Source organism: Rouxiella aceris (assembly GCF_012933545.1).
GTDB classification, from domain to species: domain Bacteria; phylum Pseudomonadota; class Gammaproteobacteria; order Enterobacterales; family Enterobacteriaceae; genus Rouxiella; species Rouxiella aceris.
The window spans coordinates 249,953-270,489 of record NZ_JAADJU010000007.1 but is presented as its reverse complement, the minus strand read 5'-3'; the positions used below and the strand labels follow the sequence as shown (position 1 = coordinate 270,489).

Here is a 20,537-nt window from a genome sequence, read left to right as displayed (position 1 = left end):
GTTATTCCGCACGCAGCGGTTTTCCGGCCGTTTCTTGCAAATACAGGGTACTGATTAGGGTCAATGTTGCAGTCAACATCACCATATAGCTGGGGATACTGGCCATACCGGTCAGACCGATAAGCCAGGTCATCAGCAAGGGCGCCGAGCCGCCAAAGATCACCGTGGAAAGGTTAAAACCAATGCTGTAGGCGCTGTAACGCACATTGGTCGGGAACATTTCGGCCAAGGTGGCCTGAATAACCGCTGCGTGACCGGCGAAAGCAAAAGCCAACAGCATGGCGGCCATACATGCCAGCGGCATCATGCCCAACGTCAACAGCCAGAAGCAGGGATAAGCGAGGAGCGCCATGGCAATTGCCGAGGCAATCAGCAAGGGTTTGCGGCCAAGGCGATCGGAGAGCCAGGCCATCATTGGAATAGCGCCAATAATGGTCAACAAGCCGCAAGCGGTAACCATCAGGCTCTGTACCTGAGCAAAGTGCATCACTTTATTCAGGTAAGTGGGCATATAAACAAAGAGTACGTAGTAGCCAGGCCCATTGACGGCAGGCAAGGTGATGGCCAAAGCAATGGCTTTCAAATGGCGTTTGGAGGTGAGGACTTCGCGGATCGGATTACGCACCACGGCCTTGTTCTTTTTCACCATTTGAAAATGTGGGGTGTCCTGAATACGGGTACGGATATAAACCCCAATCAACGCCATAGGTATCGCCAGCAAAAATGGCACCCGCCATACCCAGGCTTTCATCGCCTCCGCACCATAAATATTGATCAGACTGCTAATTAACAGGCTGCCAAACAGCAAGGCAATAAACGACCCCATGACCAGTGGCGACATAACGACGGCGCGGCGCTCATCTTCAGCGTACTCTGCCACAAATGAACCGGCCCCCGAGACTTCACCGCCAGCCGAAAAGCCCTGAACGATACGTAACGAAATCAGTAATGCCGGTGCCGCCCAGCCAATACTTTCATAACTGGGCAGCAGGCCAATGGCGGCGGTTGCCAACGAGATCATTAACAGCAGGATGGCCAGTAATTTCTGGCGACCCATTTTGTCGCCAAGGTATCCACAAATTACGCCACCAAAGGGACGGACGACAAAACTGACGGTGAAACCTAAATAAGTCAGCATCAAACCGGCGTCGGTAGACTTCATATCACTGGCGGAAAAAACCAGCACCAACGTACTGACTAAAAGACCATAAATGCCGTAGTCATACCACTCAACAAAAGAACCCACGCCGCCTGCCAGAGAGGCGCGTTTTACGACGTTATTCTTTGTTAAGTCTTTTGCTGGCAAAGCGTAATCCATCGATACAACCTGTGATTTATTCATTGTTCTGCCCTGCTACAGTATTGAGGTTATCCGGCGTTTTATTGCCTGGCCGGTCTTGTACGTTGTGATTTATTGATACTGCCGGGTGACTTCTGCGGTCATCTCAGCTTCACGTCTGGCGACTTCTTTAACTTTTTCTAAAATCTCTTCAGCCCTCCAGAAGGGAATAATGATGATGCCGTCATCATCAGCGACCACAATGTCACCGGCACAACACACCACGCCGCCAATTGCCACCGGCTCGCCAATCACCCCTGGACCATTTTTATAAGGCCCCGCAGGACAGGTACCCCGTGAATAAGTGGGAAAGTCGGTGGATTCGATGATTTTCTTGTCGCGCACCGCACCGTCAATCACCTGGCCACGGGCACCTGCATGTTGAAAACGTTGCGTCAACTGCTCCCCCACCAGCGCACGGTCAATGTGGCCCATGCCGTTAATCATCATTACGTCACCCTCTTCGACGTAATCCAGCGCTTTAATGACTGCCGCGTTATCACCCGCCGTCACCTGCACCGGAAAGGCAAAACCGGTGAATGAGGTATTGGTGGTCAGCGGTATAATCCCGGCATCACACATATTCAGTCGTTCCATCGCATCGCCAATATTGGCGACCGGGAAAGGTGTAAATGCATCGAGCCACTTTTTGGGTGGTCGTGACCAACGTTGAGCAATACGAATATCAGCAGTTTCCAAAGCCATCTCATCACCTCTTGATTATCAAAAAAAAAATGAAAAACAATTATCGAATGAGAATGTTTTATCATTTTAAAATTAAAGACATCAATATCTATTTCCATACCAATTGGTCAAATAAAAATACTCAAAAGGAAAATAACGATGTTCACTCTGTACTATTGAATTATTTAATTCAATAAAATTCATAAGGTTAGATGATGATAACGCGCTCAAAATGACAGTTAACAAGAAGTTATTGAGAGGAATACAAGCAGGCATTCTACTTTCTTATGCCTCCATAAGAATTTCCATTAAATATAAATTCTTTTTGGTGCAATATGTCATAAAAAACATAAACCCACTGCACCATTGGTGTGCAATAAATTATTACTTGAGCATGATTATATTTTTGCTGGGGAAATAAAATGTGACTTTATCAAAAAGACGCACCAATTTAATGCAAGTCGGTTAGGGAGTCTGACAGGCTTGAAACAGTCAGGGCAGGCGTTTATCGCCGTTCAAAATGCTGCACAGAGACAAGATCACTGCCGCTGTGCGGCAGGGCGAATAGAGGGATCAGTCTGGGAGTCAGGAGGATAACAAAAGGACCCGATAAAGACCCTCTGGTTAATCTGCAATTTAAAAAGCAACTGTCAACAATGGCCTCAATTGATCACCACATCTGAGCATCCGCTTAAAAAGCGGCTAATATCATCGGCAGGCAACGGCCGTGAAAGCAGATAGCCCTGGATATGATCACACCCGATACGAGAAAGGGTCTGGCTCTGCTGAACGGTTTCCACTCCTTCGGCAATCACCATCACCCCCAGGCTATGTGCCATAGCAATAATCGCCAGGCATAATTCGTAACCGACACCATCAAGATCGGCAACAAAGGAGCGATCTATTTTCAGGTAATCTATATTGAATTTCCTTAAATAGGCCAACGAAGAATAACCGGTGCCAAAATCATCGATGGCGATTTGGATACCCGCCTGGTGCAACAGATGCAGATTCTCGTTAACCCTGTTTTCAGCATTCAATAATAACCCTTCGGTGATCTCAACAATTACTGAGTTACCCTGCAATCCATGGTGTTTAAGTTCTTTTACCCAGGTCATATCGACAAAATCCTGACTGCGTAGTTGCACAGGAGAAAGATTAATGCTCATTTTAAAGTTGGGATCGTAAGTTTGTTGCCAGCAGGCTAACTGGCTGATGGCCTGGCAGGCAACCCAGTTGCCAAGAGGAACAATAAGTCCGCTCTCCTCCGCCAGCGGAATAAATTCGTCCGGGCTAACCAATCCTCGGGTAGGATGATGCCAGCGCACCAGAGCTTCGGCCTTGGCGATTTTCCCGGTATCCAATGTGGCTATAGGTTGATAATAGACCTCAAACTGCCCTTCGCGCAGTGCCACACGCAGATCGTTGGTGGTCCGCATACGTACCAGTGCCGCATTGTGTAGCGCCGGAGAATAATAACTGAAACCGTTACGACCGGAGTTCTTTACCGAATACATCGCCTGATCGGCGTTTTTAAACAATTCTTCGAGGTTTTCACTGTCGGTAGGATAAATGGAAATGCCTATACTGGCCGATACAAAGACGCTTTCGTCATCAATCGTGAAAGGATTAGACAGGCTTTCCAGCAAATATTTGGCCACGTTTTCACATTTGCACGGATGGTTAGTACAGGTAATGATCACCGCAAACTCGTCGCCGCCGATGCGTGCAAGAGTGCCATCTTCCGGCAGCGCGTTAAAAAGCCTTCTGGCCAGACTCGCCAGCAATATATCCCCCGCTCGATGCCCCATGCTGTCATTTACTGACTTGAAGTTGTCAATATCAATCAGCATCAGCGCCATAACGCGCCCTGTACGTTTTATACTGTGGGCTACTTGCTCAAGTTTCTGCTGAAACAGATGTCTGTTGGGCAGCTCGGTGGTGGCGTCATAGTTTGCCTGCCGCCAGATTTGCTCCTCATGCTCTTTGCGCAGCGTAATATCGGAGAACATGCCAACATGCTTAATGACATTGCCTTTTACATCCTTAATCAGGGTAATGGTCAAGGCTTTTAAAAAATCATTGCCGTTTTTATGACGGTCCCAGATTTCGCCAATCCACAGTCCAGTTTCATTTAGCACCCGCCACATTTCGCTATAGAAGAAACTGGAATGTCGCCCCGACTTAAACTCGCCAGGATTGCAGCCTTTTACCTCATCAAACTGATAGCCTGTCAGGGTGGTAAATGCCGGATTAATTGAAATAATCTTGTTATCGGCATCGGTCACGACAATGGCTTCATGACTGCTCTCATAGACAGCAGCAGCAATTTTCATCTGTTCCTGAGCTTGTTTGCGATCGGTAATATCCAGAACATAAACCAGCCGGTCAGCTTTTCCACCCAAGGGAGAAAATCGCACCGATTCCGACAGCACCGTCAGGGCTGTGCCATCGCTTTTTCTTACCGGCCACTCGCCACGCAGATCGCCCCCGAACTCCAGAAAGTGTTGATGTCGCTCCAGTAAGCTTTGCTGGTCAGCAGGTGGAAAAATCATCTTGAACGAGTTGCCACGCATTTGTTGCTGCGTATAGCCATAAATAGCGCAATAGGCGGGATTAACCGTGAGATAGATACCGTTATAATCTATAACCGCAATGCCAATGGGGCAGCGGTCAAGAATGGCTTGAAATAAGCTGTCTGTGTCGCGATTCGCGTCTGCCATTCTTTACCTCACTGTCAATATTGACTTTGACTACTCTGAACGAGGTCGATTTTGCTGATAAATAGCCCTTTCATCAGTCAATGACTCGTCTGTAGAGGTGCTGGAATCATCACTAAATTTTAGTTAGGACGATGATTACTCATATCGGCAACGTAAGCCCTTAACTTCAGGTTTTTTACAAATTTGATACTGCCATAAAGCATGGCAAAAATAGCTAATTGACCGAAGCTGGCTGGTCACTACGCTATTAAAGAACCTGATCGCACGGCTACATAGATTATCTCTATGTTTTTCATCTATATCGCCGAGCGTAGACAGATAATTTACAGCAAAGTGGCAGTGTTCCATCCTCGTTGGCCTATAAGTGTGAACATGCGCATAAATCACGACATTATCTGACTTGGGGGGTATTGACTGAAGGACCTTTTAAGGCAGGCAAAAAGGGGAATCGACGCTGGCTTACTGTAAAACTATGCGAGAAATAATGCAGGTCACTGCGTGATCGCTCGCCAATAGCTGCTGTGAGCAAACCACTGGTGCAAAAAATCAATCATAGCCCGCAGCGCAGGTGGCATCTGACGGCGTGAGGTATAAATACCGTAAATGCCCATCTCTTGCGGAGAATATTCCGGCAAAAGCATAACCAACTGCCCCTTGGCAATATAATCAGCAACAGCGTAGCGCGGCTGCAAGGTGATCCCAACTCCTTGCAAAGCAGCAGAGAGCAATGCCTGTGACTCATTGGCGCTCAGGTTACCACTCACCGGGATTGAGAACTTTTCTTGCTGCTGCGAAAAATGCCACAAACTTTTGCCGAAATAGGTATAGGTCAGGCAGTTATGAATGGACAAATCGCCAGGCTGCCTGGGTATACCACGCATTACCAAATACGCCGGGGCGGCACATAAGATGGACTCACAACGGGTCAGCGATCGGGCGATCAGATTGGGATCCAACGTACTGGTGATACGCAGTGCCAGGTCGATACGTTCCTCTACCAAATTTACCGTGCGGTTACTGATTTGCAGATCTACCGCCACTTTAGGGTAACGTTGTAAAAACTCAGCCATAGCTACGCCTAAAGCCACTTGCGCCAGCGATTGTGAACAACTCAGGCGCAGCAAACCGCTTAACTCTGCGTCGTCGGTCGCGGTTTCTACGCGCATATCCTCAGTGAGTGCCAATAGCTCACGACAGCGTAGCAAGGTTTTCTCGCCTGCCCCCGTCAACCCCAGCTTACGCGTAGTACGGTGCAGCAGACGCGCTGCCGCCCAATGTTCCATCTCTGCCAGATAACGACTGACCATCGCCCGCGACATATTCAGCGAGTCAGCGGCAGCAATCATACTTCCTCGTTCAACAATGGCGACAAAGACTTTGGCAGCGGTCAGACGATCCATAATTAGCTCGATTTATGCAACAAACAATTGCCGATTTTGCGGTTTTTCGTGCGGTTAATGCAACATAACATGTCCCCCACATCCTGTCATGCTTATGGAGTATCACCATGCCCACACCTCGCTTATTTACCGCTTCATTGCTCATTTCTTCTCTGGGGCTAATGGCAAACGCCCATGCCACAAACCTGAACATTGAAGTGTTTAATCCTGGCGCAGCCAGTATTTTTCCTGTTTCTTCGGAGATCATTAGTGGTGACCACCAAGTGGCATTGATTGACGCGCAGTTTCAGCGCAATGATGCACAAACGCTGGTAGCGAGAATCAAGGCAACGGGCAAGACACTGACGACCGTTTATATTAGCCATTCTGATCCCGATTATTATTTTGGCCTGGATGTGATTAAAGCCAACTTCCCGCAGGCCAAAATCATTGCCACCAAGGCCACTATCGCGGCAATCACGGCGACAAAGGACGGCAAAAAGGCCTATTGGGGACCCATTCTTAAAGGAAATGCACCCCAATCGATTATTGTGCCGCAACCGTTGGACGGCAACAGTTTCACTATTGATGGCAAGAAACTCGAAGTCAAAGGTCTCGATGGCCCAGCGCCAGAACGTACTTTCGTTTGGATCCCGTCAGTTAAAGCAGTAGTGGGTGGTGTTGCGGTAGCAGAAAATATTCATTTGTGGGTCGCGGATACACAGACGCCAACATCCCGTCGTTACTGGCGTGAAACACTGAAAAAGATTGCGGCACTCAAGCCTGAAATGGTTGTGCCAGGGCACTTTTTACCGCCAACGGACTACAAGCTGAACAGTGTCAATTTTAGTCTGCAGTATCTCGATACCCTGGAAAAAGAGCTGCCTAAAAGTAAAAATTCGGCAGCCTTGATTGCGGCGATGAAAACTCACTACCCACAGTTGCAGGAGCAGTCCAGTCTCGAATTAAGTGCCAGGGTTCTGAAAGGGGAAATGAAATGGCCGCAGTAAAATTACATTATATTTATGATCCACTTTGCGGCTGGTGCTACGGCGCCATACCTTTAACGCGAGTGGCTCAGGAAATCAGTGGACTGACACTGGTATTACACGGCGGTGGCATGATGACCGGCAGCAACAGTCGTAAAATCACTGCAGAATGGCATGACTATGTCGAGCCTCACGATCGCCGTATTGCCGAAATTACCGGGCAGCCTTTTGGTGTGGCCTATTACGAAGGTTTACTGCGAGATACTCGTATACTGCTGGATTCGGCACCGCCGATAGCCGCTATTCTGGCCGCAGAGCAGATAGACGGCAAAGGGCTGGCTATGCTGCATCAACTTCAGCACGCCCATTATGTTGAAGGGCTGGAGATTTCAAATAACGCGGTTTTGCGCCACTGCGCCCAGATAATAGGCCTGAACAGCGACGACTTTACCTGTGAGTTTCTGTTTATTCGTGCGGAAAGCCTGTCGCAGCATATTCACGCCAGTCGAGAACTATTGCAAAAAGTCGGAGGCAGCGGTTTTCCAACTTTTGCTATCGAGGATGTCCAGGGTAACCTTCGTCTGCTGCCGGTCGAGCAATATTCAGGGCGTAGCGAGCAGTGGCGTCAACTGTTAACCCAGTGGGTCAGTGAGCATTAATCAATGCTCACTGATCGTATATTCCCTTAGTATTGAGCGAGTCTCAGTGCCCCATAGTGAGTTTTTTGTTCTTGCCTGATGAGCTGCAAACGTCTTTGGGTCGACAAATAATTCCTCAACTTTCCAGACCAGAGGATCAGCGGTTGCAGTTACGTCAAAAGATATGCACCCTGACTCCTCTCGGGTTAATCTTTTATGCTCGGGTAGTAGATGGCGGACTTTTTCTGCTTCTTCCAGACTTTTACATATTAATTGCCCACTAAGCTTAACCATGGAAACCTCACTGCTTGTGCTTGTCGATAATAAAGGGAGTTTTACGTTCTAATCACCAAGATGGCTGCTTAGTTTATATCATTGATAGACAGTATTAGATCTTAGAGAGTGTTACAGGTTGATTTCGCACGGAGGTACAGATGCCAATTGTGGGCTAATAATAGGATGTTGTAACTATTCAGGTAGCTACCTGCTCCATGTAAATCTGCATTTTTAGTCTGAAGACATCACGCATCTTGGGCTTATCGCTAATGATGACCACAAGTTGCCCGTGATAGCATCGGATTTTATCAGATTCAGGGAAGGATCCCATGAAGAGCAATCTCACACCCACCCCCCATGATGCCTTATTCAAACAATTCCTGACGCATCCCCCCACCGCCAGAGATTTTCTTGAGCTGCACCTGCCCCCAACACTCTTGCGTCTCTGCGACCTCAATACCTTAAAGCTGGAATCAGGCAGTTTTATTGAGGAAAATCTTCATGCCTGCTATTCCGATGTACTTTATTCATTGAAAACCGGAAATGGTGACGGCTATGTCTATTGCCTGGTCGAGCACCAGAGTTCTCCCGACAAACATATGGCTTTTCGTCTGATGCGCTATGCCATCGCCACCATGCAGCGCCATCTCGAGGCAGGTAATACAGCATTACCCCTGGTGATCCCCTTGCTGTTTTATCACGGTCTGGTAGCACCCTACCCCTATTCCATGAACTGGCTGCAGCAATTCTCCACCCCAGAGATTGCCCAACAGTTGTACAGCAACGATTTTCCACTGATCGATATCACCGTTATGTCCGACGATCAGATCATGTCCCATCGGCGCATAGCCATACTTGAACTGCTGCAAAAACACATAAGACAACGCGATCTCGCGGAGTTATTGGAACAACTGGTCACCTTGTTACTGGAAGGTTACACTACCCAAGAGCAACTGACCTCATTGATTAATTATATGCTACAGGTGGGAGACACTGCGGCCCCGGAGGTTTTTCTTCGTGAGTTGGCGCGGCGAACCCCTCGGCATGAGGAGAGACTTATGACTATTGCACAGAAACTCGAACAGAAAGGACGTTTAGAAGGGCAACAGGAAGGTCGCATGGAAGGTCGTAGGGAAGGACTGCAAGAAGGCGAGCATACTGCGGCCCTTAAAATTGCCCGTTCTCTATTGGCTAATGGCATGGACCGCTCGACGGTACTCAAGATGACCGGTATTTCCGAAGAGGACATGGTAAAAATTCAGCATTAATTAGCCGCTTAAAACACAATAATTCATTGCAGCACCGACAGCGCCTGCTGTTGGCGAACGTACTGCCTTGGCGACAGCCCGATATGGCGACTAAAGGCAACACTAAATGCGCTGGCGGAGCTATAACCGACAAGTCCTGCAACGTCGACAATCCCCGCATTGCTGGTGCGCAATAATTTCTTTGCCAGTGCCATTCGCCAGGCGAGTAGATATTCCATCGGCGCCACCCCGACTGCCTGACTAAATCGTGCAAAAAATGTTGAACGGGAAAGCGCGGCCTCTTTCGCCAACTGCGCCACCGTCCAACGTTGAGTTGGCCTTTCATGCATTTTTCGTATTGCCACCGCCAGGCGTTCATCGGCAAGTCCACGTAACAGACCAGGAGGCGCATTGGTTTCTTGTGTCGATCGCAACGCTTCAATAAGCAGAACCTCAAGCAGGCGGGCCAAAATAACCTCACGCGCTGGCCGTGTTGCTCTCGACTCATCCACAACAAGTTGCACTAATGTAGAAAGTCGCTTCTCACCGCGAATATGTATCAGTTGTGGCAATAGTGAGACCAGCAGGTCGGTATCGGCTGAATCAAAAGCACAATGACCAATAAGTAATCGCACATCATGCGGTATGTCTGCTGTCCCGAGCCGGAATTCGCCATTAGCCAATGCAACGGGAGCCGTAACCAGATGCGCCGAGGTCGTTGGCAGCAGACTCGATGTGGTGTAGTCATGCGCTGCGGGGATAAGCACAAAGTCGCCCGCTTGCAATATTATGGATTCTTGTCCGACAACATCAAGCTGACAGCTACCTTCAAGCACCACACAATAGAAAGGCTGCCCATGGTCAGTACGGTGCACCCGCCAATGGCCAGCGCCGCTAACCACTTTTGAAAACGAAGCCTGGGGTTGCAACAACATGACCATCTCGGCGAGCGGATCGATCATCTATGGACTCCTGCAAATGAAAACTGGACTTTTGATTATAGCAAGTCCGAAGGTGGCAAGCTAAAGTTGTTCTACTCCCCCCACCAAGGATCCTTATGAAAACTCTGTTAATCACCGGATGCTCTTCCGGCTTTGGGCTCGAAACCGCGAAATATTTCCTTGCCCGTAACTGGAAGGTGATCGCTACCATGCGAACTCCCAATCAAGAGATACTCCCTGCTTCCCCGCACCTGCGCCTGCTCGCCCTCGATGTTACCGATGCAGACAGTATTAGGCAGGCGATAGAGGCGGCAGGACCGATTGATGTGCTGGTCAACAATGCCGGAATTGGTTTGCTGGGTGCGCTGGAAGGTTTATCGATGTCCACCATCCGCGAAATTTTCGAGACCAATACATTTGGCACAATGGCAATGACTCAGGCGGTACTGCCGCAGTTCAGGCAGCGTCAGGCGGGGGTGATCGTCAACGTGACGTCGACTGTAACCCTCAAGTCGCTGCCTCTGTTATCGGTCTATACGGCGAGCAAAGCCGCAATCAATGCCTTTACCGAATCACTGGCCCTGGAACTCGAGCAATTCAACATTCGTGTCAGCCTGGTATTACCGGGACGGGCACCTGATACCCGTTTTGGGGAAAATGCCAGCTCACGCATGGAACAGGGTATCCACCCAGCTTACACCGACCTGGCACAACAGATTTTTAGCGAATGGGCAGAACCGGCACCGGTTACCGAAGCCGCAGATGTTGCCGAAGCAATATGGCGCGCCGTTACCGAGCCGTCCACTGCTGTCCGTCTGGCTGCCGGTGCCGATGCTGTCGCCTTGTTCGAGTCGCGCCAAAAATAGGGTGTTTTGTTCATCATCGTTGCCAAACGCTAAAAAGGGCAAGTATGGTTAGACACTTGCCCTTTTTCTGCGGCTTTACTTACCCTCACCGATCTTCATGCCAACAGCAGGCAAAGACTGGACTTATCCCAGCACAAAGCCCTTGGCCATCAGCACCTGACGGTCACACATATGATCAATCACATCCGCATCATGACTGACCAGGATCATGGTCAGTTCCCCGGAAGCTTTCAGCTCGTTAAGCAAGTTGAGGATCTCCGCCTGAACCGACATATCCAGCGCCGAGGTTGGCTCATCCAGTAGCAATAATCTGGGTTTAAGCAGTAACGCACGGACAATCGCCACCCGCTGGCGCTGACCACCGGAGAGTTGATGTGGATAACGGGTCATTAACGCCGGATCCAGGCCAACCTGACGAAAACCCTCAGCCACCTTCTGTTCGATATCCTGCTCTTTTAACAGTTTAAGCGGCTCACTGAGCGTACGCAGCAGCTTATGCTTGGGATGCAGCGAGGCGTAGGGATCTTGAAACACCATCTGCACATCGCGACGCAGCGAACCGGTAAACGGCTTGCCAGGGGTGATCTTATGGCCCAACAGGGTCATGCCGCCACTCCACTGGGTATTGAGCCCCGCCAGTACCCATAGCAACGAGGATTTGCCACAGCCCGAGGGACCCACCAGGCCAAAACATTCACCTTGATAAATGGTCAGTTCGACGTTGTGCACCACGGTACGCACGTCATAGCCCTGGCGGTGTGATACATCGAGATTGTGCAACTGAGCTATAATTTCTCCGCTCATTCGATGTCTCCCTTACCATCCAGACGGCTAAGCAGTTCGCGGTCCAAAACCGGTAACACCTGCCCCTGCGTAGCCTTGCCAGGACGACATGACCACAGCGTATGGGTATAAGGATGAGTGGCATGGGCCAACTGGCTCGATGCCAGCCGGTCAACAATCTGCCCCTTGTACATCACCATCACCTGTTCGGTATAGCGCGCAACCTGCTGTAAATCATGACTAATCAGAATCAACCCCATATTGCGTTCTTCCACCAGCCGCTCAATCAGTTTCAGCACCTGCTCACGCATATCGAAATCCAGCGCCGAGGTGGGTTCATCGGCAATCAGCCATTGCGGATGGTTAATCAGCGCAATGGCCAACATTACCCGTTGCCCCATCCCGCCGGACAGCTGATGTGGATAAAGTTTACTCAGCTGTGCCGGATGCGCTAATCCCACGGCATTAAGCATATCCAGTCGCTGCTCCTTACGTTCGCTGCGGCTCAGACGCTGATGTAAAACCAAAGGTTCTTCCACCTGTTGACCGATTGGCTGCGCCGGATTAAGGGCATGCTTGGGATCTTGCATCACCATGGCGATACGATTGCCCCGTAACTGGTTCCACTGGCGCTCTTTCAGGTGCGTCAAATCCTGGCCACCCAGCGTCAGCTGACGGGCATGCACGGCACAAGGGGGCGGTAGCAGCCCCATCAGTGCCCGGGCCGTCATCGATTTTCCGGAACCCGACTCGCCCACCAAGGCCACTCGCTCTTGTCCAACACTAAAGGAGACAGATTTTACCAATTCAATGGGCTGCGGACCGGGCACATACACGGTCATCTCTTTGGCGACCAGCAAATCCGCCTGGCGCTGTGCAGACTGTGAGTTAATTTCCATTGCGGGTATCCATTTTATCGCGCAGACCATCACCGATCAGATTAAACGCCAGGCTGGCGAATAGGATCGCCCCGCCCGGCGCTGCCGCTACCCACCACTGGTCAAATATCACCTTGCTGCCTTCGGCCACCATCGAGCCCCATTCCGCCGTGGGCGGTTGGATGCCCATGCCTAAAAAGCCCAGTCCGGCAGAGGAGAGAATAATACCACCGAGACTCAGGGCTGCTCGTACGACGGCACTGGGTAAACACAGCGGCAAGATATGGCCAAACATCAGGCGCAGACCGCCAATCCCCTGCATACGAGCGGCGGCGAGATAATCACTGCGGCGCAGAGCCAGCGTCTCGGCGCGTGCCTGGCGGGCAAAAGAGGGCCAACTGGTAAAGGCCAGCGCCAGAGCACCGTTCATCAGACCAGGTCCGAGGATCGCCACCAACGCCAGGGCAATCACCAGGCTGGGCAAAGACAAGACAATATCGGTAAACCGCATCAGCACGCGTTCGTACCAGCCACCGAGATAACCGGCGCTTATACCGATCAACAGGCCAAAAGGGATGGTGAGGATCAAAATTAACGACACCAGCAGCAGAGTGGGCCGCGCACCATAAATCACCCGTGAGAGCAGATCACGGCCAAAACCGTCGGTCCCCAGCCAATGGGCTGAAGAAGGGGGTAGCAGGCGAATATCAATATGCTGAATATTGGGATCAAAAGGTGCCAGCCAAGGCGCACAGAGGGCTGCAATCAGCAAGATAACCGCCAGCAGCCCCCCTACCGTCAGCGTAGTCACCCGTCGTGGCCCTCTGCCGGGTAGTACGCCCGCCAGAGGGGATTGTTCAGGAATAAGTTGAGTCATAAATCGGCTTACCGGGTTCGCGGGTCGAGTAAATAGGTGAGCGCATCCGCCAGCGCATTAAGCAATATAAAGCAGGTGCCAATCAACAAGGTTGCGCCAAGGATCGCCGGGGTATCGGCGGCAAACAGCGCGGTGGTGAGATAACGCCCCACGCCAGGCCAGGCAAAAACCGTCTCGGTCAATACTGCACCTTCCAGCAGGCTGGCATAGGAGAGACTCAACACGGTGATCAGCGTCCCCAAGACATTTGGAAACACATGACGCAGCAATACGCGTGCGCGCCCTGCTCCCTTTGAGCGAGCGAGGATCACATACTCTTTATTCATTTCGCCCAGCATCGAGGCGCGCAATAGTCGGGTGATGCCCGCCATGGACAGTAGCCCCAACACCGTTACTGGCAACCACAGATGGTGAATGGCGTTAAAAAACATCTCGCGATCGCCAGAAAGCCAGGTATCCATCAACACAAAGCCGGTGCGTGGCTCCATGCTGTAAAGATAGGCGTCATCCAGCCGCCCGGGCCCGCCTGCCCAGTGTAATACGGCATAAAACAGCAGCAGTCCCAGCAAGCTGAGCCAGAATATCGGCACTGAATAGCCGAGCAGCGACACAAACCGCACCAGGTTATCCAGCCAACTGCCGGGTTTATACACCGAGAGCAATGCCAGACTGATACCCAGTACTGCGCCAAGAATAATCGCGCAGGTGGCCAGTTCGACGGTCGCCGGGAAGGTATGCATCAAATCGCTGGCTACCGGTTGCGCGGTAATGCGCGAAATGCCCATTTCGCCCTGAGCCAGGTGCTGCAGATAGTGCCAAAATTGTACCGGCATGGCGTCATTGAGACCCAAGTCCTGGCGCACCTGGGCGTAGGTGGCTTCGCTGGCGTGATCGCCGGCAATTTGTAACGTCGGATCAATAGGCGCGAGATGCGAAAGTGCAAAGGTAAAAGCCAATAGTCCAAACAGAGTCAGCAATAACGAAATCAGGCCGCCCAGCAGGCGGCCTGTCCAACGCCAACCCTGTCGGAACAGTCCGACCGGGGGAGTGCTGTCTATCATTACTTGCTGACCTTACTGTAGAACACCATGTCAGGATTAATACCCTGTACGTAGCCTTGAATATTGTCACGCACCGCAATCAGGCTGCGCGCCTGCAGGCCGATAACAAAAGGTGAGCTTTTTTGTACCGCCAGTTGCAGTTGACGATAATCGGCAATACGTTTGCTGGTATCGTTTTCTGCCGTTGCCGCCAGCGTCAGTTTATTCAGCTCCGGAATGCTCCAGTTGGCCCGCCAGGCCAGGGTTTTACTGCCATCTTCCGGGTTAAAGGCAAAGGCTGAAGCGTTGGTATTGGGATCAAAATAATCCGGCCCCCATGAAGCCAGAGTGGCATCATAGTTCAGCGATTTCACTTTGGTGGAGATCTGCGAGCTCAGGCCCGGCTCCAGTTGCACTTTTACCCCGCCCTGGGCAAAGCTGGCCTGCAATGCCTGGGCAATATCCAGATACGGCGGCTGGTTGTTGACGGCAATGGTAAAGCTGACATTTTTCAGTCCGGCTTTTGCCAGGATGGCTTTCGCTTTTTGCGGATCAAAGTGATAAGGCGTGTCGTTGATCGCCCCCAGGTAGCCATCGGGTAAAAATGACTGATGGACCTGGAACTGATTTTTTAGCAGGTCTTTGGCAATATGGTCGTAATCGAACAGATAACGTGCGGCTTCCCAGAATGCCGGGTTGCTTAATGCCGGTGAAGCTTTGGCATTAAACTGCAGGAAATAGAGTGAGGCATAAGGCACAGCCAGCGGTTTGACGCCTTTTTTACCTTCCAGACCAGCCATTTGGTCAGCGCCCAGGTTGCGCGCCATATCGGCATCGCCCTGCTCAATCAACAAACGACGCGCCGCCGCGTCAGGCACGTTTTTGATCAGCACGGTTTTCAACTTTGGCGCACCTTCCGGTGAACTGGCGTTGGCATCCAGAACCAGTACTTCGTGCGGCACATAAGTGCGAATTTTATAAGGACCGCTACCGGCAGAGTGATCGCTCAACCATTGGTGGCCGAAATCGTCGCCTTTGGCATTGGCCTGCACCAGTTTGGCGTCAACAATGGACGATACCGGTGCCGAAAGCAGGCTAAGCACAAAGTTGGGACTGACGTTTTCAGTCCAACTGATTTTAACGTGTTGATCATCTACTCGGGTCAGGAAACTATCGACATTCTTCGCGTTCCAGCCCAGCTGCGTAAGAATAAAAGAAGGTTCGAGGTTGAGTTTCACTACACGGGCCAGGGAATAAATCACATCATCCGCGCGCAGCGGGTTACCGCTGGCAAAGGTCGCTTTGGCATTCAGCGTAAAAACCAGACTCTTGTTATCGCTACCGGCCTGCCAGGAACTGGCCAGCGTCGGTTTAAGATTGACAGGATTGGTTGGATCCGACTGCACCAGACGCTGATAGACATTGTTAAACGCCTGCACGGTAGTCAGTTCAAAGCCCTGCGCCGGGTCAAAGCTGGAGGTATCGTCAAGAGACTGCGCGATAACCAGCGTATTCGCTGGCGTTGCTGCCTGAGCGGTAAAGGTGGCCGCCATAGCGGCAAAAAGCACGGATGGGATGATTTTTTTCATTGATAAACGCTCTTAGAATTCAGCAAGGTACACAGAAGTGTATGGCAGTTGTGAATAGACAATAAAGTCATTTAGCAACTATGGTTATGCAATTTTTGCATAACACAGTGAGAACGATTATAAGTCGCGCATAACGAGCAAAAAATCGGCGTATTTTTATAAAAAAAGAGTAAAGACATACTGTTAGCAGGGAATTAAGAGCGCCCTGGTTCGTGGAAAATACGTAAACCAGGGGCATATTACGAGGTCATGACGTTTACTGGCGATCAGTAATGCAGCTGTCAAAAAATTGCCTTTCCGACATGGGTCTTCCCAGAAAATAACCTTGTGCCTGATCGCACTTGACTTTATGAAGTTGATTAAGCTGGTTAACGTTTTCTACCCCTTCCGCCGTCACTGTCATCGATAGCGCACGCCCTAATCCGACAATGGATTCGATGATCGCGTGGCTGGTATCGTATTCAACAAAATCGGCAATAAAACTTTTATCGATTTTAATACCGTCAAAAGGAAAGGTTCGCAAATAGCTTAACGAAGAATAGCCGGTACCAAAATCGTCCATGCTCAATCGCACGCCGATCTTTTTGAGGCTGGACATAATATCCAGAACCTTTGCAGCATCGTCCAAAAGCACTGATTCAGTAATTTCCAGCTCCAGACGATGGGGAGCAAGCCCGGAATTTGTTAATGCAGCACCGATTCTCGATACAATATCGCCCCGCTCAAACTCAGAAGGTGATAGGTTAATTGATACAAACATTGTTTCTGGCCAGGTGAGCGCCGTTTTGCATGCCTTATCGAGTACCCAGTCGCTTAGGGGAACGATGAGGCCCGTTTGCTCCGCGATAGGAATAAAACTGTCAGGTTCCAGACGCCCATTAACCGGATGGTTCCATCTTATCAGCGCCTCTGCCCCGCAAAGCGTATTGTCATCAATTTGGAAACGGGGTTGAAACTCGAGGAAAAATTCTTGGTAGCGGATCGCCGCGCGCAGATCGGTTTCCAGCTTTCTCTTTTGTTGTACGCGTTCATTCATCTCTTCTGCGTAAACTTGCCAATTATTGCGTCCGGCCGATTTTGCTTCGTAAAGAGCAATATCTGCGAGCCTGATCAATTCCTCAACCGTCGTTGCGTTATCCGATACAAAGACAACACCGATGCTGACGCCCAAAGAGATTTCATGTTCGCCTATTACAAAAATATTGTTCACTGCTGCACAAATACGGCTGCAAAAATTGGCGATATCCTGTTGCTCAAGCAGGTTTTGCGTAACGATGAGAAATTCATCTCCCCCAAGCCTGGCGACGAGATCGTTTTCGCGGATGCATTTATTCAATCTTGACGCTACTTCGCAAAGCACAGCATCGCCAGCTGAATGTCCCAGGGTGTCATTGACCGGTTTGAAACGATCCAAATCTAAACTTAAAACATACATGGGCGGTGAGCACGAGGTATTTCCATTCAATTTTTCAATGAGATAGCTATGCAAGTAGTTTCTATTGGCAAGTCCAGTCAACGAATCATGCTGCGACATATGCTCGATGCGCGCTTTCGCTTCAATTTCGGCGGTGATATCCGATACGGTTCCGCGATACCCTTTGATTTTATTTTTTAAAAAAACAGGTCGTACCGAAATATTGCAATAGCGACTGCGTCCCAGCCCATCAATATACTCACCCGATAGTATTTTTCTGTCTGGGCCATTATGCGTATCTTCCAGCATTTTATCTTTGAAATCCGCGGCGCTGTAGCGGATCAGGTCGGTAAATTTTTTGCCAATCCAAAACTCTGTCGGAACTTGAACGACGGTCTTGAATCGTTCGGAAAGGTAGAGAATGATGCCATCACGATCCGTTTCCCATATCCAATCCGATGCAGCTTCGGCAACGGCTCTGAAGCGCTCCTCACTACTGGCCAACGCAGCCTGGCTCTCGTCCAGTACGCTTGCGACTAAAACAGCGCGCCGGAGTAATAGAAAAATAAATAGCCCAAATATTGTTGCCGTTATTAAAAATAAAGGCAGCACCACTTTTAACAGATCGTCACCTGGTTTTGATGTTGTCCACAGCAAATAAAATGGCTTGCCAAAATCCGACTTAAGAATAATGAATGGCGGAGTGGCTTGTTGATTATCGAAAACATCGGCATGCAGATCTTGCAGCTCAAAATCTTGTCCAATCTTATGCAGTTTGGCGGGATCTAAAACATCCACAAAAATAAGTATGGATAGCTTCTCAAGGGTTTCTCCCGCGGCCAACTTATTAGGTTTTATCAGGGCAGCATATACAATTGCCGGAGCACCCTTTACCAGAAAGAAACCATGTGCTGTTTTTTCATCTTTACCCTGGTTGAGAGCTTCCGCATACAGTTTCTTTATATCTCCGCTAATAAACTCGTCAGCCTTTATATGACTGATTGCTCCATTGACTATGGCATAGCGAGTTTGCATATTATCGCCGAGAATGAATACGCCCTCCAGTGAGTAGTTGGCGTAGAGGGACGGGCCGATATTGTCTCTATTGAATGCCCAGTCGAGGTCTACGGGTGAACGCCCGGCATACTGATAGGCATCATCCCAAAACGCATAGTCTTTGAGGGCCGTTGACAGCTTCTCGATATCTGAATTTATAGCATGTTGTGCGTCTTTCTGGCTGTGATTAACCTGATGTACGTTCTGCTGATGGGCAAACCACAGGAGCGCAATGACTGCCAGGCTAAACATAGCGATAGCCAGCAAAGTGAAATTCAGTACAAACTTCTTGGCGATTTGACTTCTATTGATCTTTTGGTCTTTGGTTTCCGGCATGATGATAGCTGTCCGACAATTTGGCCCGATTAAAGGGGCGTGTCTAAATAACTCACTAAAAGTCTCAGCCAGTTATTCAGATACAGTATCTCTATTATGTCGGCAGTAAATGCTAATTCTTTAATTCTATTCCAGATAGCCTGTGCTGTTTCCGATGACGGATATGGATTTAATCGCTAAATGTAAATTAATCGGGATAATTATGCTGTGACGACAAAATTGTATATTTTATCAATAAATTCAGGCGTGCTGATGAGGCTGGTAGCAAGCGTACTGGCAAAAAGTGGCTATTACTGAGTTTGATGACAAAGTCGTCTTGATGATCGAGATACCCGGGCATAGCACACACAGGGGCGCTCCGGCGGGCAAGCCCGCTACGACCCCAACGGTGCACTCTCCCTAATAACGGACTTTGTCAGCCGTCTGTATTACTTTTACTTTGCCATCTCAACCTTTTGGGCTTTGATGGCAGTGAATCTCACACCCATTGCGGTTAAGCGTTTTTTTAAAATATCTAGGGAGTAATGCCACCAAATTGCAAACCGCCCACGCTATTTCCGCTAAGGCCTAACAATATGCGCACCTGATTAACCAATTCACTCATGCAGTCATCGCTCATCCCGTAGCTATTTAACTCTTTTTCCAGGGCAAAGAGATATTGCGCATTGGTCCCCAGCGGTCCGCTGGCTTTGGCAATCAGTGGCGCAATTACCTGATAACTGGTATCGGCCTCAAACAGGGGGTGCTGTGGATTCATAATAAACACCAGGGCAGTGACTTTTCTGCCATCGTTCAGATCCAGCTCACACCAGGTAGGGCAATAGCAGCCGGTCAGCATTTCGCGCTTCCACAGCAGCTCAAGATCTTCGCGCAGTTTTTCTTCCGGCAGACAAAACGCCAGACCTGTGGTTTTGCCCCCCTCTTTCAGCGCCAGCATACGACCAGGTTGATCCTGCGTTCCGCGCCCGGCGGTTAGACGCAGGCAAAAGGCACGATGAAAACCGTGGAGGGTGGCGGGACAGGATTCTACCGATTCAAAGACCGGGTTCCACATCAGCGAACCATAGCCGAAAATCCACACCGGACTGTTGTCAGGCCGTTTCGCCAGCGTGCAATCAAGCGAGGCCGAGCGTTGTTCAGAGGTCAATAACATTGACTCATCAATGCTGCCGAATGCTGTTTTACAGTCTGCGTTTCGCAGAAAATCACGGGTTAACATCATTCATTTCCTCCACTCATTAACCTTGCCATTCTTTGTACGCTTCATCTCCCTCGTCGCTGAATCATTAGAAATACGATGATAACAAGCCCACACATAGATCAGGCTGATATAGAACAAACCTTATTCGTTTCTTAACCAGCAATCAAGATTGATATTGATCACAAAACAAAAATAAAGCATAAAAATGTCAAAAATCACACATTCAGCTGTAATACAGGCCAGACGGGGTATGCGGCGAGCCAGAGTAGGCACCAGGAGAG

General features: G+C 49.8%; 17 protein-coding genes. 4 read left to right on the top strand and 13 right to left on the bottom strand.

The window, feature by feature from the left end; genetic code table 11:
* Position 1 precedes the first annotated feature (1 nt).
* The 4 genes from GW590_RS14875 to GW590_RS14860 form a co-directional block, all read right to left on the bottom strand.
* Entirely contained in the window at positions 2-1,342 is a 1,341-nt protein-coding gene (locus GW590_RS14875; protein WP_169403830.1) for an MFS transporter, read from the bottom strand.
* Between the two features lie 69 nt (positions 1,343-1,411).
* Complete coding sequence (locus GW590_RS14870) at positions 1,412-2,044, bottom strand: RraA family protein (RefSeq protein ID WP_169403829.1); 633 nt, start codon at positions 2,042-2,044, stop codon at positions 1,412-1,414.
* 641 nt (positions 2,045-2,685) lie between these two features.
* Positions 2,686-4,746, bottom strand: a complete 2,061-nt coding sequence (locus tag GW590_RS14865) for a sensor domain-containing protein (protein WP_169403828.1) — start codon at positions 4,744-4,746, stop codon at positions 2,686-2,688.
* Positions 4,747-5,237: 491 nt separating this feature from the next.
* Entirely contained in the window at positions 5,238-6,146 is a 909-nt protein-coding gene (locus GW590_RS14860; RefSeq protein WP_169403827.1) for a LysR family transcriptional regulator, read from the bottom strand.
* 107 nt (positions 6,147-6,253) lie between these two features.
* On the opposite strand from GW590_RS14860, the gene GW590_RS14855 reads away from it, so the two are divergent.
* Positions 6,254-7,135 carry an MBL fold metallo-hydrolase gene (locus tag GW590_RS14855; RefSeq protein ID WP_169403826.1) on the top strand — a complete coding sequence of 294 codons (882 nt, stop codon included), beginning with the start codon at positions 6,254-6,256 and terminating at the stop codon, positions 7,133-7,135.
* Positions 7,123-7,773, top strand: coding sequence for a DsbA family protein (locus tag GW590_RS14850; protein ID WP_169403825.1), 651 nt, complete (start codon positions 7,123-7,125; stop codon positions 7,771-7,773). The genes GW590_RS14855 and GW590_RS14850 overlap by 13 nt, the downstream gene beginning before the upstream one ends.
* Here GW590_RS14850 and GW590_RS24550 read toward each other — a convergent pair whose 3' ends face one another.
* Positions 7,774-8,046 (bottom strand): putative quinol monooxygenase, encoded by a 273-nt coding sequence (locus GW590_RS24550; RefSeq protein ID WP_169403824.1) that lies wholly within the window; start codon positions 8,044-8,046, stop codon positions 7,774-7,776.
* A 311-nt stretch (positions 8,047-8,357) separates the two neighbouring features.
* Here GW590_RS24550 and GW590_RS14840 point away from each other — a divergent pair, with 311 nt between their 5' ends.
* On the top strand, positions 8,358-9,296 hold the full coding sequence (locus GW590_RS14840; RefSeq protein WP_169403823.1) for an Rpn family recombination-promoting nuclease/putative transposase: 939 nt from the start codon (positions 8,358-8,360) through the stop codon (positions 9,294-9,296).
* A 23-nt stretch (positions 9,297-9,319) separates the two neighbouring features.
* On the opposite strand, the gene GW590_RS14835 is transcribed toward GW590_RS14840, so the two are convergent.
* On the bottom strand, positions 9,320-10,237 hold the full coding sequence (locus GW590_RS14835; protein WP_169403822.1) for an AraC family transcriptional regulator: 918 nt from the start codon (positions 10,235-10,237) through the stop codon (positions 9,320-9,322).
* A 95-nt stretch (positions 10,238-10,332) separates the two neighbouring features.
* Here GW590_RS14835 and GW590_RS14830 point away from each other — a divergent pair, with 95 nt between their 5' ends.
* Positions 10,333-11,082 carry an SDR family oxidoreductase gene (locus GW590_RS14830; RefSeq protein WP_169403821.1) on the top strand — a complete coding sequence of 250 codons (750 nt, stop codon included), beginning with the start codon at positions 10,333-10,335 and terminating at the stop codon, positions 11,080-11,082.
* Between the two features lie 123 nt (positions 11,083-11,205).
* On the opposite strand, the gene GW590_RS14825 is transcribed toward GW590_RS14830, so the two are convergent.
* From GW590_RS14825 to GW590_RS14795, 7 genes are all read right to left on the bottom strand, one after another.
* The gene (locus tag GW590_RS14825; RefSeq protein WP_169403820.1) at positions 11,206-11,886 is read right to left on the bottom strand and encodes an ABC transporter ATP-binding protein; all 681 of its coding nucleotides are present in this window, start codon (positions 11,884-11,886) and stop codon (positions 11,206-11,208) included.
* Entirely contained in the window at positions 11,883-12,707 is an 825-nt protein-coding gene (locus GW590_RS14820; RefSeq protein WP_235955958.1) for an ABC transporter ATP-binding protein, read from the bottom strand. Before GW590_RS14820 ends, GW590_RS14825 begins: the two co-directional genes overlap by 4 nt.
* Before the next feature lie 46 nt (positions 12,708-12,753).
* Positions 12,754-13,620, bottom strand: a complete 867-nt coding sequence (locus tag GW590_RS14815) for an ABC transporter permease (RefSeq protein ID WP_169403818.1) — start codon at positions 13,618-13,620, stop codon at positions 12,754-12,756.
* An 8-nt stretch (positions 13,621-13,628) separates the two neighbouring features.
* The gene (locus GW590_RS14810; protein ID WP_169403817.1) at positions 13,629-14,681 is read right to left on the bottom strand and encodes an ABC transporter permease; all 1,053 of its coding nucleotides are present in this window, start codon (positions 14,679-14,681) and stop codon (positions 13,629-13,631) included.
* Positions 14,681-16,249 carry an ABC transporter substrate-binding protein gene (locus GW590_RS14805; protein ID WP_169403816.1) on the bottom strand — a complete coding sequence of 523 codons (1,569 nt, stop codon included), beginning with the start codon at positions 16,247-16,249 and terminating at the stop codon, positions 14,681-14,683. The genes GW590_RS14810 and GW590_RS14805 overlap by 1 nt, the downstream gene beginning before the upstream one ends.
* Positions 16,250-16,505: 256 nt before the next feature.
* A complete protein-coding gene (locus GW590_RS14800; RefSeq protein WP_169403815.1) occupies positions 16,506-19,055 on the bottom strand; it encodes a bifunctional diguanylate cyclase/phosphodiesterase in 2,550 nt (849 codons plus the stop codon).
* A 514-nt stretch (positions 19,056-19,569) separates the two neighbouring features.
* Complete coding sequence (locus tag GW590_RS14795) at positions 19,570-20,274, bottom strand: gamma-glutamylcyclotransferase (protein WP_169403905.1); 705 nt, start codon at positions 20,272-20,274, stop codon at positions 19,570-19,572.
* Positions 20,275-20,537: the final 263 nt, after the last annotated feature.